We start from the raw sequence: 14,991 nt of genomic DNA, 5'->3' as shown, positions 1-14,991 counted from the left end.
AACGCGTGCTCGCGCGTTCCCTCACCGCGTATCGGTGACCGTCATGTTGACGGCCTGCCCAGCGATCGTCACGTTCGTCAGCGTCATCGCGCTCACGTTGAACGCGTAGATCGGCCCCGGCGACGTGACGGTCGGCGTGCCCGACGCGACCGGCGTGCCGAAGTCGCAGTTGCTGATCGTCACGCCCGAGATCGGCTGCACGGCCGGCGTCGGCGGCGTGCCGTTGTAGTCGAACGCGACCGGCCCCTGCGCGACGATCGCCTGGAAGCACGACGCGGTCACGCCGTTCAGCGTCACGTTGCTCGCCTTCACGTCGGAGATCGTCACGTTCTGCACGACCGGCGGCCGCGTGCGCACGGCGTCGTTCGCGGGCTGGTAATCGCAGTCGAACGTGACGATGCCGCCCTGCGCGGCCGACGGATTGCCAGCCGACGGCGTCGCCACGCCGAGCGGCACGCTCGCGTTGACCGGGCTGCCCGCGAGCAGCGCGCCGCCGTAGCCGCCGCCCTTCAGCGTCACGCCGTTCGGCAGCGTGACGCCCTTCACGTGGAAGTCCTTCACGTAGCCGCCCCGGTTCATGTTCGTCTTCACGCGAATCGCGATGTTCAGCGGGTTGGTCTGCCAGTTCGCGTTCAGCATCGACAGGTTGGTCGCGTAGATCTGCTCGACGCCGCCGCCCATCTCGCTGCCGAGCGTGATGCCGCCGTGCCCGCTGTTCATCGTGCAGTCGCGGATCAGGTGCCGCTTCGCGGGGCCGTATTCCGTGTCGCGGTCCTTGCCCGACTTGATCGCGATGCAGTCGTCGCCGGTGTTGAACGTGCAGCCTTCGCACAGCACGTCGGTGCACGCGTCCGGATCGAAGCCGTCGTTGTTCGGCCCGATGCTGTTCGTCGTCACGCCGCGCATCACGACGTTGCGGCTCGCGGTCGGATGGTGCTGCCAGAACGGCGTGTTCTGCGTCTGGTAGTGCTCCATCAGCACGTTGGTGCAGCCGATGAATTCGACCATGCACGGCCGCAGGTAGTGACCGAGGCCGAAGATGCGCTTCTCGACCGGCACGCCGGCCTCGGACAGCGCGGGCAGGTAGTTCTGATCCTGCTGCCACGGCGTGACGGGCGACGTGAGCAGCGCATAGAGCGCGTCGGGGATCGCGGGCGCGACGATCCGCAGGTCGACGTTGTTCGGATTCGCATAGTTCTGGGCCGGCACCGTCGGGCCCGCACCGTATGCACCCGACGAACCCTTGTAGGTCCACCAGCACACGCTGCTGCTGCCCGAGCCGGAGAACGGCGTCATCGCTTGGCCGTTCAGCACCGACGTCGGCCCTTCGCCGGTCAGCGCGATGTTCGTCGCGTTGCGCGCATAGACGGGGGCGCCGTAGTTCAGGCAATCGTTCGCCTGCCAGCGGCTGTAGTACAGGCGGCCGTTCGCGCCGCAGTCGACCGGGCCGTCCTTCGCGTAGTCGGCCGGGTGCGGGCTGAAGTAGATCGTGCAGTTCGCGCTCAGGTGGAAATTCAGGTTGCTCTGCAGCACGATCGGCCCCGCGCAGTACCAGTTGCCGGGCGGCACGACCACGCGGCCGCCGCCTGCGCGCACGCACGCGTCGATCGCCGCGAGAAACGCCGGACGCGAGTCGAACGCGCCGGGCGCGGTCGTCAGTTCGGAACCGGGGCTGACCGGAGATTTCGCCGCCGGGTACGGCGACGGCTGCGCGACGGTCGCGCACGCGCGTGCGCCGTAGTGCGTGACGTCGAAGTCGTGCCGGCGGAACGCGAGGCGCGACACATGCGCCAGCGATGCCGCGATGCGCGCCGCCGCACCGTGCTCGCCCCAGATCAGGTCGACCGCCGCATTGGGCGACGTGCCTGCCGCCGCAAACGCGCGGGTGGCCGCGAGTGGTCCACTGACCACGGCGCCGCCGGCGAGCGCGCCGGTCCAGCCGATGAAGTCGCGACGCGATACCCGCCGCGGCGCGGGCGATCGGACAGACGAAGACGAACGGCGACGGTTTGCGGCCATGAGCACTCCTTCAATGGTTGGGGGATCGATGCGCCGGACGGCAGATCTCTATTCATACGTCGTCGTACTACATCGCGCAGTCTAGACGCGATCGGAGCCGCGGATGAATCTGTCGTTTACCCTGTTTGATCGGCGCCTCCTTGCGAACGTGAGCGCATACTCACATTTCTAGTAGGCTACGCAAGAGATATGTCGTCGTATATTTATGCGCACAAACTTGCAGTGAAAATGCCCCGCCCGACGAGGTCAAGCGGGGCGACTGCGCTACTTGCCAGCTGCTGAAACGGTCCCCTCTGCCGGCTCGCGCCCCGCCGACGCGGCCGGTTCGAACACCAGCACGAGATTGCCCGGCTCACGCGCGCCGGCCGGTGCCGCGGTTGCTCGCACCAGGGGCGCGGGGGCGCTGACCTGCAAGTCATGCGTTTCATCGTAGCCGTCGAAACCGTCGCGTCCGCGCTTCACCAGCGTGATCGTACGGCCCGCACTGGACACCATGTCCGGGTTGCCGGCATTGCTCGTCAATGCGACCTTTGCGCTGCCAGGACCGTCTGCGCCGTTCAACGCACCCGGCGACTGCAACAGCACGACGTGGACATCGGGACTCGTCGTCCGTACGCGGATCGGCAGCGTCGCGCCGAAATTCCGCTGCGCGCGGTCCATCGCGGTCAGCTCGACCACGTCGTTCCATGCCGAATCGTCCGGTTTCGACACGAACAGGCTGTCGCCGATGTGCGCGGTCAGCTTGATCGTCTTGACGACCGCTTGCGGCGACGTCGGTCCTGCATCGGCGATGCCGGTCAGTGCACCGCACGCGACAAGCGCCGCGAGTTGTAGGTGGATCTTCATTGTGTCGTTCCGCCTTCTGGATGGTTGAAACCCGATGGCCGAAACAACCGGCCCGTTTGGCGCGCCCGATTCCGCCATTGCGTGAAAATCCGCTATTCACTTATCCCGAAATTAACCCGCGATGCCCCGGTGAATTCGGTGCGCGCAGCCGCATGCGCATGCGGTCGGATCGTCCGCATGCGATCGCGACCGTGCGCCGGATGCCCTGCCCATTCAGCGACGACGGCATCCCGCGCACGGCTCGCGCCGCGGCATACCATCACGATAGGTCGCGAAACGCCGCACCAGAATCGATGAATACCTGCACGCTTTACCGGCTTTCCATTTACCTGTGCAATCTCGAAATCAACCAGAAAATACGCCGCGAGCCTGTCGCTTTCGCGCGCGGTGGCCTCGGTGATTCCGCCTCTGGTCAGCCCCCCGCCGCCCGCGCTATCGTTTCTCCACCTTCACAGCCCAGGAGCCGCCTTTGCGTACCCGACACGGAGTCGACCTCATCTGCGCCCGCGCGCTGTTCGATCGCGAGCGCCGTGCATTCACCAAAGCCATGCCGATCTCCCGCGCGTTGTCCGCGGAAGCCGCCGAGCATCTGCTGTTCGGCGTGCCGTTGCACTGGATGCAGGACTGGTCGACCCCGTTCTCGCTCGTCGTGAAGGAGGCGCGCGGCGCGACCTTCACCGACGTCGACGGTCATCGCTACGCGGACTTCTGCCTCGGCGACACCGGCGCGATGTTCGGCCATGCGCCCGAGCCGGTCGCGCGCGCGCTCGCCGACCAGGCGACCCGCGGCTACACGACGATGCTGCCGAGCGAGGACGCCGCGTGGGTGTCGCGCGAACTCGCGCGCCGCTTCCGGCTGCCGGTCTGGCAGTTCGCGCTGAGCGCGAGCGACGCGAACCGCTTCGTGCTGCGCTGGGCGCGCGCGGCCACCGGCCGCAACACGATCGTCGTGTTCAACGGCTGCTATCACGGGACCGTCGACGACGTGTTCGTCGATCTCGTCGACGGCCGCCCGACGCAGCGCGACAGCCTGCTCGGACAGTCCTACGACCTGCTCGCGAACACGCGCGTCGTCGAGTTCAACGATCTCGACGCGCTCGAAGCAGCGCTGAAGGCGGGCGACGTCGCATGCGTGCTCGCGGAGCCCGCGATGACGAACATCGGGATGGTGCTGCCGGAGCCGGGCTTCTGGGACGCGGCGCGCGCGCTGACGCGCCGCTACGGCACGCTGCTCGTGATCGACGAAACGCACACGATCAGCAGCGGCCCGGGCGGCTACGCGGCCGCGCACGGCCTGGAGGCAGACGCGCTGGTGGTCGGCAAGCCGATCGCCGGCGGCGTGCCGTGCGCGGTGTACGGTTTCAGCGCCGAATTCGCGGAACGCGCGAAAGCGGCGAAGCTGAACGCGCCGCCCGGCCATTCCGGGATCGGTACGACGCTCACCGCGAACATGCTCGCGATGCGAGCGATGCGCGCGACGCTCGCCGAAGTCGCGACCGACGCCGCGTATGCGCACATGTTCGAACTGGCCGCGCGACTCGCCACCGGGCTCGAACAGGCGATCGCGAAACACGGGCTGCCGTGGTGCGTGACACGCATCGGCGCGCGCACCGAGTTCCAGTTCACGCCCACGCCGCCGCGCAACGGCACGATCGCCGGCGAACAGCTCGACAGCGAGCTCGAGCACATCGTGCATCTGTATCTGCTGAACCGCGGCGTGCTGATCACGCCGTTCCACAACATGATGCTCGTGTGTCCGCAGACGACGGCCGACGACGTCGACACGCTCATCGCGCAGTTCGACGCGTGTCTGGGCGAGCTGGCGTGATGTGACGAGCGGCGCGTCGGGCTCGCCGGCATGCGCGAGCCCGACGCCAGCGCGCCCGTTCGTCGCACAGCGCCCGCGTGGGAAACGTCACATCACCTGCCGTGACATCAGTCGAGACACGGTTTGCCGGCCGGCACGAATTGCCCGCGCCCCGGCTCCGCCGCGAGCAGCCGGCCGTCCTCGACGAGCAGCTCGCCACGCGACAGGCAATGACGCGGCCAGCCCGTCACCTCGATCCCTTCATACGGCGTGTAGTCGACCGCATGATGGAGCGACGCATTCGCGATCCGCACGCGCTTGTCCGGATCCCATACGACGATATCCGCATCGGCGCCCACCGCGATCGTCCCCTTGCGCGGATACAGCCCGTACAGCTTCGCAGGCCGCAGCGACGTCAGCTCGACGAACTGGTGCAGCGATAGCCGCCCCTGGCGCACGCCGTCGAACAGCAGCGGCAAGCGCGTCTCGAGCCCCGGAATACCGTTCGGAATATGGTCGAACGATACGGCATGGCCGCCCGGATGCTTGCCGCACGGATCGTCGTAGTTGAACGGCGCATGGTCCGAGGAAAACACCGAGAACACGCCCTGCTTCAGCGCCTTCCACACGGCCTGCTGGTTCGCCGGGTCGCGCGGCGGCGGACTGCACACGCACTTTGCGCCTTCGTAGCCGTCGTGACCGCCGTGACCGCCGTGCCCGAGATCGTCGGCCGTCAGATACAGGTACTGCGGGCAGGTTTCGGCCAGGATCGGCAACCCGCGCGACTGCCCCCAGCGGATCTGCTCGATCGCTTCCGCACCCGACACGTGCACGATCAGGATCGGCACGTCGACGAGTTCCGCGAACGCGATCGCGCGATGCGTCGCCTCGCGCTCGACCACGGCCGGCCGCGCATGCGCATGGAAATGCGGCGCGACGTGGCCGTCGCCGAGCAGCCGCTCGGTCAGCCAGCCGATGCAGTCCGAGTTCTCCGCATGCACCATCACGAGCGCGCCGTGCTCGCGCGCGACCGACAGCACGTCGAGCATCTGCCGGTCGTTCAGCTTCAGGTCGTCGTAGGTCATGTACACCTTGAACGACGTATAGCCGTTCGCGATCAGCCGCGGCAGCTCCTCGGCCAGCACATGCGGCGTCGGATCGGCGACGATCAGGTGAAAGCCGTAGTCGATCAGCGCGCGCCCTTGCGCGCGCCGGTGATAGTCGTCGACGGCCGCCTGCAGCGACTGCCCCTTCGCCTGCGCGGCGAACGGAACCACGGTGGTGGTGCCGCCGCACAGCGCGGAGCGCGTGCCGGTCAGGAAGTCGTCGGCCATCTTCAGCCCATCGGGCATCGGCTGGTCGAGATGGCAGTGCGCATCGACACCGCCCGGCATCACGAGCAGCCCGCTCGCATCGAGCTCGCGCGGCGCGCGCGGCAGCCCGTGGCCGAGCATGGCCACGCGCCCCGCGCGGATGCCGATGTCGCACGAGAACCGGTCCGCCGCCGTCACGACGTCCGCGTGACGGATTACGAAATCGAGATCGTTCGACATGACGCGCGCCTCAGATCACGTCGCTGAAGAGACGCCCCCAGCCCTTCACTTGCCGCGTGTCGTAGTCGGCGAGCTGCAGCGACTTCCACACGACGGTCGAGATCGTGTCGTAGATCGGGATGCCCGTCTCTTCCTCGAGCGCGGGCACCAGGTGCGCGGCGTTCAGGTTCGTGCAGAAGATCGAGATCGCGCGCGGGCCGGCCTTCGCGACTTCGCGCACCATCGCGCCGATCTGGTCGCCCGTCACTTCGGAGAACGAGAAATTGACCTTCAGGTTCAGGTGACGCTCGGCAATGCAGTCGAGGCCCGAGCGGCGGTAGTTGTCGACGATCTTCGTCTGCACGTCGTCGAGATACGGCGTGACGAGGCCGAACTCGTGCGCGCGGGTCTTCTTCAGGATCTCGTTGAGCGCGAGCACCGAGGTCGTGGCCGGAATGCCGGTCGCTGCGGTGATGCGCTCGCACAGCCGCTCGTCGGCCTCGAAGCCGAGCCAGCCGGACGACGTGCCGTTCCACGCGATCACGTCGACCTTCGCATCGGCGAGCAGCATCGCGGCCTGGATGATCTTGTCGTCGTCGAACTGGCCGAGCGCCTGGCCCGTCAGCGAGATCTCGGTGACCGGAAAGCGTGCGAAGTGCGCGGACACGCCCGGCAGCCCGGCGACCATCGCGCTCGTCAGCGGCTCGAGCGACGTGTTGGAGGAAGGCGTGAGCATGCCGAGCAGGGTACGTTTCTTCATGATGAGGTTCTCTCTACCAGTGAATGCAATCAATGCGGTGAAAAGGGTCGGTCAAGGGGTCGGTCAGACCGGGAGCTTGTTTTCGTAGTCGATCGCGCTGGAGCACACGAGCAGGCCGACGCCGGCCGCCGCGAACACCATCAGCGCAAGGAAGTAGGAACCGGTGAACTGCACGATCGCGCCGACGAGGATCGGCACGGTGACGCCGCCGAGGTTGCCGCCGAGGTTCATGAGGCCGCCGAGGAAGCCGATCTTGTTGCGCGTGCCGAGCGACGACGGGATGCACCAGTACAGGCCGCACCAGCGCAGGAAGAACAGCGTCGACGACAGCAGCGCGACGCACACCACCGGGCTCTTCACATAGGCGACGGAAAAGATCGACACCGTCGCGATCACCGCGGCGATGCCGAACAGCGTGCGCATCACGACGTTCGGGCGGCCGCCCGCGGCTTTCCACTTGTCGGCGATCCAGCCGCCGAGCAGCTCGCCGATGAAGCCGCAGAAAAAGATGATGAAAGTCGAGCCGCCCATCTGCTTGATGTCGAAGCCGTGCACCTTGTGCAGGTAGTTCGGCATCCACGTGAGCAGCCCGTAGAACACGCTGTTGAAGCACATCCAGCCGAAGAACATGCACCACACCGAGCGGTACTTGAAGAAGTCGCGCGAGCGGCCCGACGCACCGGCCGGCTCGGCCGCGAGATCGCTCGCGTGCGACGCCTCGATGTAGTCGGCTTCGAGGTCGTTGACGCCCGGATGCTCGCGCGGCGTATTACGGATGTAGTACCACGCGAGGAAACCGGCGAGCACCGTGCCGACGCCGGCCACCGCGAACGCGAGCCGCCACGAACCGAGCAGCGCGATCAGGCCGGCAATCAACACCGCGCCCAGGGCCGCGCCGAGCGGCGCGCCGCCGTCGAGCAGCGTGGCGCCGCGGCCGCGCTCGGTCTGCGTCATCCAGATCGCGTTGAGCTTGCCGCCGGCCGGGTAGATCGGCGCTTCGGACGCGCCGAGGCCGAGGCGCGTGAGCAGGAGCGACGGTGCGTTGGTGCACAGCGCGGCGATCGCCTGGAAGAAGCCCCAGAACACGGTCGCCATCGCGATCACGATGCGCGGCTTGAACCGGTCGGCCAGCATCCCGCCCGGGATCTGCATCACCGCATAGGTCCAGAAAAACGAACTGAGGATCAGACCCTCCATCGCCGGCCCGATGTGGAACTCCTGCGAGATGTAAGGCATGGCGACGGACAGCGACGCGCGATCGACGTAGTTGATCGCGATGAGGCTCAGCATGACGACGAATATCTTCCAGCGGACGGCGGACTTGCCGACCGTCATGGCAGCGACACCGGAGGTTGAAGACATGGACGGGCTCCAGGGATGAACGAGGAATGATCAGGACGTCGCGCAACGTTGAGCCAAGTATAGGATTAGAAATTTATAATTACAGTCATCGTAAACGATTGGTTTCATTGAATTTGTTTTGTCAATACGATGGTGCAGGGTAAGCCCCGATATCGTGATAAGCTCGCACCATCATGAGCCAGACACCCCGCAATCCCCTCCTTCTGCGCACCCGCGGCATGGCCGCGGAGATCGCCGCGCGCCTGCGCGTGATGATCGACGAGGGCGAATTGCCGCCCGGCGCGCGCATCGACGAAAAGGAACTGAGCCTCGCGTTCGACGTGTCGAAGACGCCGCTGCGCGAGGCGCTGAAGGTGCTCGTCGCGGAAGGCGCCGTCACGCATCGCCAGTACATCGGCTATCGCGTCGCGTCGATCGACGTCGACGATCTCGTCTCGACGTTCGAGCTGCTGCACGGGCTCGAGGCGATGGCGGGAGAGTTGCTGCGCAAGCGCATCGGCGCGTCCGCGCTCGCCGCGCTGCAGGCGAAGCACCGGCGCATGGTCGAGTGCCACGAGGCCGGCAAGCGGGTCGAATATTTCCGGCTGAACCAGCAGATCCACCAGATGATCATCGACGCGGCAGGCAACCCGGTGCTGTCGGGCATCTATGCGTCGCTGATGTCGAAGGTGCACCGCGCGCGCGGCGCCGCGAACGCCGACACGCTGCGCTGGGCCGAATCGCTGCACGAGCACGAGGAAATCATGGCCGCGCTCGCCGATCCCGACCATGCGGTGCTGCCGCAGGTGCTGCGCAGCCATTCGGAGAACACCGCGCGCGAAGTGCTGGCGATCCTCGATCGCACCGGCACCGCCGACGCGCCCGGCAAGCGTGCGGCCCGCGCGTAGCCGCCTGCCGAACGAACGTACGAACGCACGACCGAACCGGCCGCGTGACGGCCCGCCGGCGGAGCGCTACGCGGCCTTCAACGCGCGCCGCGCCACTTCCGCGAAATAGCGCGCGCCGACCGACAAAATCTCATCGTTGAAATCGTACGTCGCGTTGTGCAGCGGCACGCCGCCGTGCCCGGCCGCCTCTCCGTTGCCGATGAACACGAAGTTGCCCGGCACCACCTGCAAGAACGCGCCGAAGTCTTCCGAGATCATCATCGGCTGCACGTTTGCGTTCACCGCGTCGGCGCCCGCGACCTGCGCGGCGGCCTGCACGGCCGTGTCGACCCATTCCGGAGAATTCACCGTCGGCGCGAACTCGTGCGTGTACTCGAACGTGCAGGTCGCGCCGTGCGTGCGGCAGATTCCGTCGCTGATCTCGCGCATCCGCGTTTCCAGCAGCGCCTGCACGTCGCGCGAATAGCTGCGCGTGTCGCCCTTGATCGTCACCGTCGACGGAATCACGTTGCGCAGCCCGTCGGTGATGAACTCCGTGCACGAGATCACGGCCGGCTGGCCCGGATCGAGATTGCGCGACACGATCGTCTGCAGCGCGAGCACGATCTGCGCGCCGATCACGATCGGATCGATGCCCATGTGCGGGCGCGCCGCATGCGTGCCGCGCCCGTCGATCCGGATCACGAAGTTGTCCTCGCTCGCCATGATGCCGCCCGCGCGCGTCGAGAACGTGCCGGCGCGCATGCCCGGCATGTTGTGCGCACCGAAGATCGCGTCCACCGGAAAGCGCTCGAACAGGCCGTCGGCCATCATCGCCTTCGCGCCGCGCCCATGCTCCTCGGCCGGCTGGAAAATGAAGCGCACCGTGCCGTCGAAGCCCCGGCGCTCGGCCAGCAGCCGCGCGGCGCCGAGCACCATCGACATGTGGCCGTCGTGCCCGCACGCGTGCATCTTGCCCGGCGTGCGCGACGCATGTGCGCGGCCCGGCGCGTGCTCGGCGATGTTCAGCGCGTCCATGTCCGCGCGGATGCCGATCGCGCGCGTGCCGGTGCCGACCGTCAGGTTCGCGACGACGCCCGTGCCGCCGATCCCGCGATGCACGTCGAGCCCGAGCGTCGTCAGGATCCGTGCGACGTAATCCGACGTGTTCACTTCCTCGAAACCCGTCTCCGGGTGCTGGTGCAGATGCCGGCGCCAGGTCTTCAGCTGCCCCTGCAGCGTGCTTTCTTCCGTTGCGTCGATTGCGTCCATCGTGCTTGCCTCGTCGATCGTCATATCGTCCGGTTCATTCAGGCCATCGCGGCCGCGTGGTTCAGCCAGTCGCGCTGGCGCGCGAGCACCGCGTCGGCCGTGTCGCCGACACACTGCCGGTAGACGGACGGCGCGGTTGCGCCTTCCGTGTTGATCGCCAGCACGCGCGAATGCGCATCGAGCCCCGCCTGATGCGCCAGCGCCGGATCGCCCATCAGCACGGTCAGCCCCGCGATGCCCGCCGCGCCCGACTCGCCGGACACGAACGGCACGTCGCGCGCACTGCCGGCAGCCAGCGCACGCATCGCCCGCACTGCGTCGCCGTCGTCGATCAGCATGAAGTGGTCGATGCTCGGCTCGAGGAAATCCCACGCGAGCGGCGACGCCTCGCCGCACGCGAGCCCGGCCATCACCGAGTCGACGCTGCCGGTCGCCTTCGTCGCGCGCCCGGCGAGCGCGCTCTGGTACAGGCAATCGGCCTGGCGCGGCTCGACGACGATGAAATGCGGGCGCCGCGCGCCGGCGTGCTCCCAAAGATAGCTCGCGATGCCGGCCGCGAGACCGCCGACGCCGCCCTGCAGGAACACGTGCGTGAACGGCCGGCCGCCACCGTCGTGATCGTCCGCCGGCTGCTGCGCGAGCGCTTCGGCCGCGATCACGCCGTAGCCCTGCATCACGTCGCGCGGAATCGCCTCGTAGCCGTCGTAAGACGTATCCGACACGACGTGCCAGCCGTTCTCGTGCGCAAGCTGCGCGGCGTGCACGACCGATTCGTCGTAGTTGCCGGCGATCCGCACGATCCGCGCGCCGTGCGCGGCGATCGCGTGCTCGCGCTCCGCGTCGACGTGCGCATGCAGCACGATCACGCAGCGGCAACCGATCGCGCGCGCGGCGGCGGCCAGCGCGCGGCCGTGATTGCCGTCGGTCGCGCTGATCACCGTGAGGTCGGTGAGCGACGCCGCGTAGCGGCCCGTGACGAGCCCCCGCGGATCGAGTTCCTCGCGGTGGCGCAGCCGCTTCACCAGCCGCATCAGCGCGATCGGCGCGCCGAGCGCCTTGAAGCTGCCGAGCGGCGAGCGGCACGCCTCGTCCTTCACGCTGACGCTCGCGACGCCGAGCCGCGCGGCGAGATCCGGCAGCGTGCGCAACGGCGTGCGCGCGGCGCCGACGAGCTGCCAGTGCGACAGCCACGCGCCGCTCTCGTCGGCCGCCGCGATGTTCATGACACGGCGCAGCGTATCGGGATAGTCGGTGCGCGACGCGCGGGGGTTGGCGATCAGCATGGCGGGAAGGGCTCCGGAAAAGGGCCGCGCGGGCGGCCCGTCGGTGGGTGCGGTGCGGGCGCATACGGGTTGCGCTCGCCGTCGGTCCGAAAAATAATATTGCGCGGGCCCATCAAAAAAATCGCCAAATCGACGGGCTGCACGCAAAAATTTCTCATTCTTTCGAGGTTGCCGCGCCACCATGCCCACCCCACTCGATGCGTTCGATCGCAAGCTGCTGATGGAAGTCCAGCGCGACGCGCACACGCCGCAGAACGAACTCGGCGCCCGCGTGAACCTGTCGACCGCCGCCGTGAACCGCCGCCTGCGACGGCTCGCGGACGACGGCGTGATCGAGCGCTATACGGCGATCGTCGCGCCGGACAAGGTCGATCATCCGCTGACGATCGTCGTGAACGTGGAGGTCGAGAGCGAGCAGATCGACCTGCTCGACGCGATGAAGCGGACCTTCGAGCGCTGCCCGCAGATCCAGCAGTGCTACTACGTGACCGGGGAATGGGATTTCGTGCTGATCCTGGCCGTGCGCAACATGGATCAGTACAGCGCGCTCACGCGCGAGCTGTTCTTCGCGAACAACAACGTGAAGCGGTTCAAGACGCTGGTGAGCATGAGCCGCGTGAAGGTCGGGCTCGAGGTGCCGGTGGACCTCGACGCGTGACGTCAGCGCCCGTCGGCGGCCAATGACCCGAAAAACGTCGCGACCTTGGCCTTGCTCGTCGTCTGCAAGCGCGACATGAGCCCGTGATCGATGTGCCGCAGGCCGTAAGTCGCGCCGATGTCGCGCTGCAACCGGCACCACAGATGGCTCGCGATCTCCGCGTCGACCATCGCACGGTGAGCGCGGCCCGTCTGCGGCAAGCGCAGCATGTCCGCCAGGCTCGACAGCCGATGACTGCGCGCGTGCGGATAGATGCGCCGCGCGACGAGCATCGTGCACGCAAACGCATGCTCGGCCGCCATGCCGAGCATCCTGAGCTCGGCCTGCCAGAACCGCTTGTCGAAGCCGGCGTTGTGTGCGACCACCGGATGGTTTCCGACGAACGCGGCGGCTTCCTTCATGACCGTCGACACTGGCGGCGCCGACGCAATCATCTCGTTCGTGATCCCGGTGAGCGCGACGACGTCGGACGGAATGCGGCGTCCCGCGTTCATCAGGCTCTGGTAACGGTCGACGATCTCGCCGTCGCGCAGCAGGATCACGGCGATCTCGGTCGCCCTGTCGCCGAGGTTCGGAGAAAGCCCGGTGGTTTCGAAGTCCAGTACCGCTACGGTTTGCATGGTTGAATCGGAGGAAAGATACCTGGCAAGGAACGTCGGTCGGCACGCGTCGCACCGACAAGAAAGCGCCATAGTATCCCGGGCGCGGCCTGCGGCGGCAAACGCCCTCGTCACGCGCGGCTCACCGCCCGCTCTTTTTTCCCTGCGCACCGGCGCGCTCGCCATTGCCGCCGCGGAACCACCGCGGATGTGCCGATCCACGCACCCATCGGCACATCCGCACACCCGCTACGTCAGCGACAACTGAAGCTCGCCGCCGAATTCACGTCGCCCGAACCGTTGTAGCGCGCGACCTGCGGATACGGGCACAGCGGACGCGTGCGTCCAGCCCCCCACGAAGTCGGCACGTCCGTATTCGGCACCGCGTTCGTCGCATCGCGCGCGGTGGCAACGATCGCGGCGGGCGCCTGCCCCTGCTCGACCCACGCCACGAGCGGCGTCAGCATATCGAACTGGTCGGCCGCCGGCCCGCCCGCGCAGTGGTTCATCCCCGGCACCGGATAGAAGCGCGCGAAGCTCGACGCATCGCCGCCGTTTGCCTGGGCGACCTGCGCATACCAGTCGCGCGTGTCGTTGAACGAGAACACCGGATCGCCGGTGCCGTGATAGACGAGCAACTTCGCGCCGCGCGACTTCAGCGCGGACAGGTTGGTCTCGTCGGGCGGCGTCATGAACGACCACGACGATTGCGTGTACACGCCGTTCGTCGCGAAGATCGCCGGCGCGTCGTTGTCCATGTCGAAGCCGAGCGCGAAGCCGGCGAGGTTCGCGAGCGTCGCGGCGGTTTTCGGCGGCGTCATGAACGTGAACGCCATCGCGGCCGGGTCGAGCGTGACCGAATTCGACTGCTTCCAGCCCGCCCAGCCGGCAGCGGCCACACCCGGATCGTACGGAAAGCTCGCGTAAAGCGCCGTGCCCGCGCTGTTGCGCGCCCCTGCGAACACGTTCTCGAGCGCGCTCTTCTGCGCGGTCGTCAGGCAGGCTCCGGTGCGCGTGCCGTTCGCGCAGGTCGGGATGTCCGTCTCGACGCTGAAGTGCGCCTGACAGGCGGCGACGTCCTGCACCATGCCGTCCGTCGCGCCGTCGAGCGCATCGCACTTGTCGAGAATCTTCGCGCCGACGAACTGGCGCTCCGCGTCGTTGAAGCCGCTGCGGATGTCGGGCAGCCCGTTCGAGCCGGTCGCCGACGCGATCTTCGCGAACTGCTGCGCGCCGTACATCTCGCCGATCGCCGCCTTCGGCAGGTGAAAGCCCGGGTCGCCGGCGATGATCCCGTCGTAGTCGCCCGGGTTGCGCACGGCCGTGACCATCGCGTGACGGCCGCCGTTCGAGCAGCCGCCGAAATAGCTGCGGTCGGGCGTCTTCCCGTACGCGAGCCGGATCACCTGCTTGGCCATCGGCGTGAGCGCATCGACGGCGCCGTAGCCGTAGTCGAGCCGCGCCTGCGGATCGAGGCCGAACAACGGGTTCTGCGCGGCGCTGTGCCCGGAATCCGAGCTGATTACGGCGAAACCCTGGTTCAGCGCGTCGGTCAGCGGCCCGCCGCCGCCGATCTCGCCGGTCGCGGTAACGACGTTGCCGTCGAGGCCGCCGTTCGCCTGGTAGAAGAAGCGACCGTTCCACGCCTTCGGCAAGCGCATCTGGAAGCCGATCGCGTAGGTCTTGCCGTCCACCGCGCTCACGCGCTCGTTCATCTTCCCGGCGATCACGCAGTGCTCGGCGATCGGCTTGCCGGCCACCGTCAGCGCGCCGGCGGCCGCGGTCGTCACCGATGTGAACGACGTGTTCGCATACGCGAGCTTCGCGGCGAGCGCGTCGCAGGTCTGCGTCATCGCGGCCGGCGTCGCGGCGCTCAGATGCGTCGGCGCGGAGCTGACCGAATCGTCGCCGCCGCAACCGGCGAGCATGGCCGCCGACAGCGGCGCGATACAGAGGAATGCAGATTTTCTCTTCACGATATCTCCCG

The 14,991-nt window shown here is 67.6% G+C and carries 12 protein-coding genes; 3 read left to right on the top strand and 9 right to left on the bottom strand.

Annotation, left to right across the window (positions count from 1 at the left end; translation table 11 throughout):
• Positions 1-21 precede the first annotated feature (21 nt).
• Together ABIC50_RS32140 and ABIC50_RS32135 are read right to left on the bottom strand one after the other, a co-directional pair.
• Positions 22-2,019 carry a glycoside hydrolase family 28 protein gene (locus tag ABIC50_RS32140; RefSeq protein WP_354168783.1) on the bottom strand — a complete coding sequence of 666 codons (1,998 nt, stop codon included), beginning with the start codon at positions 2,017-2,019 and terminating at the stop codon, positions 22-24.
• 264 nt (positions 2,020-2,283) lie between these two features.
• Complete coding sequence (locus tag ABIC50_RS32135) at positions 2,284-2,865, bottom strand: hypothetical protein (protein ID WP_354168782.1); 582 nt, start codon at positions 2,863-2,865, stop codon at positions 2,284-2,286.
• Between the two features lie 469 nt (positions 2,866-3,334).
• Here ABIC50_RS32135 and ABIC50_RS32130 point away from each other — a divergent pair, with 469 nt between their 5' ends.
• Positions 3,335-4,693: an aspartate aminotransferase family protein gene (locus tag ABIC50_RS32130; protein ID WP_354168780.1), complete on the top strand. Its 1,359-nt coding sequence runs from the start codon at positions 3,335-3,337 to the stop codon at positions 4,691-4,693.
• A gap of 107 nt (positions 4,694-4,800) precedes the next feature.
• On the opposite strand, the gene hydA is transcribed toward ABIC50_RS32130, so the two are convergent.
• The 3 genes from hydA to ABIC50_RS32115 form a co-directional block, all read right to left on the bottom strand.
• Positions 4,801-6,225 (bottom strand): dihydropyrimidinase, encoded by a 1,425-nt coding sequence (hydA, locus tag ABIC50_RS32125; RefSeq protein ID WP_354168778.1) that lies wholly within the window; start codon positions 6,223-6,225, stop codon positions 4,801-4,803.
• A 10-nt stretch (positions 6,226-6,235) separates the two neighbouring features.
• On the bottom strand, positions 6,236-6,964 hold the full coding sequence (locus ABIC50_RS32120) for a maleate cis-trans isomerase family protein (RefSeq protein WP_126226260.1): 729 nt from the start codon (positions 6,962-6,964) through the stop codon (positions 6,236-6,238).
• A gap of 63 nt (positions 6,965-7,027) precedes the next feature.
• Positions 7,028-8,326 carry an MFS transporter gene (locus tag ABIC50_RS32115; protein ID WP_166723259.1) on the bottom strand — a complete coding sequence of 433 codons (1,299 nt, stop codon included), beginning with the start codon at positions 8,324-8,326 and terminating at the stop codon, positions 7,028-7,030.
• Positions 8,327-8,499: 173 nt separating this feature from the next.
• On the opposite strand from ABIC50_RS32115, the gene ABIC50_RS32110 reads away from it, so the two are divergent.
• Positions 8,500-9,213, top strand: a complete 714-nt coding sequence (locus tag ABIC50_RS32110) for a GntR family transcriptional regulator (protein ID WP_354168777.1) — start codon at positions 8,500-8,502, stop codon at positions 9,211-9,213.
• Between the two features lie 66 nt (positions 9,214-9,279).
• Here the strand turns inward: ABIC50_RS32110 and ABIC50_RS32105 are convergent, their stop codons facing one another.
• Positions 9,280-10,464: a M20 aminoacylase family protein gene (locus ABIC50_RS32105; protein WP_354168775.1), complete on the bottom strand. Its 1,185-nt coding sequence runs from the start codon at positions 10,462-10,464 to the stop codon at positions 9,280-9,282.
• Between the two features lie 38 nt (positions 10,465-10,502).
• The gene (locus ABIC50_RS32100; protein ID WP_354168773.1) at positions 10,503-11,747 is read right to left on the bottom strand and encodes a diaminopropionate ammonia-lyase; all 1,245 of its coding nucleotides are present in this window, start codon (positions 11,745-11,747) and stop codon (positions 10,503-10,505) included.
• Positions 11,748-11,928: 181 nt separating this feature from the next.
• Between ABIC50_RS32100 and ABIC50_RS32095 the strand changes: the two genes are divergently transcribed.
• A complete protein-coding gene (locus ABIC50_RS32095; protein WP_354168771.1) occupies positions 11,929-12,405 on the top strand; it encodes an Lrp/AsnC family transcriptional regulator in 477 nt (158 codons plus the stop codon).
• A gap of 2 nt (positions 12,406-12,407) precedes the next feature.
• Here the strand turns inward: ABIC50_RS32095 and ABIC50_RS32090 are convergent, their stop codons facing one another.
• Positions 12,408-13,025 carry a 3'-5' exonuclease gene (locus ABIC50_RS32090; RefSeq protein WP_354168844.1) on the bottom strand — a complete coding sequence of 206 codons (618 nt, stop codon included), beginning with the start codon at positions 13,023-13,025 and terminating at the stop codon, positions 12,408-12,410.
• 233 nt (positions 13,026-13,258) lie between these two features.
• Positions 13,259-14,980: a tannase/feruloyl esterase family alpha/beta hydrolase gene (locus ABIC50_RS32085; RefSeq protein WP_354168769.1), complete on the bottom strand. Its 1,722-nt coding sequence runs from the start codon at positions 14,978-14,980 to the stop codon at positions 13,259-13,261.
• Positions 14,981-14,991: the final 11 nt, after the last annotated feature.

This window comes from Burkholderia sp. 567 (genome assembly GCF_040545115.1).
Taxonomy (GTDB): Bacteria; Pseudomonadota; Gammaproteobacteria; order Burkholderiales; family Burkholderiaceae; genus Burkholderia; species Burkholderia ambifaria.
The sequence above is the reverse complement of the archived record's forward strand: the minus strand, read 5'-3'. Positions and strand labels throughout refer to the sequence as shown.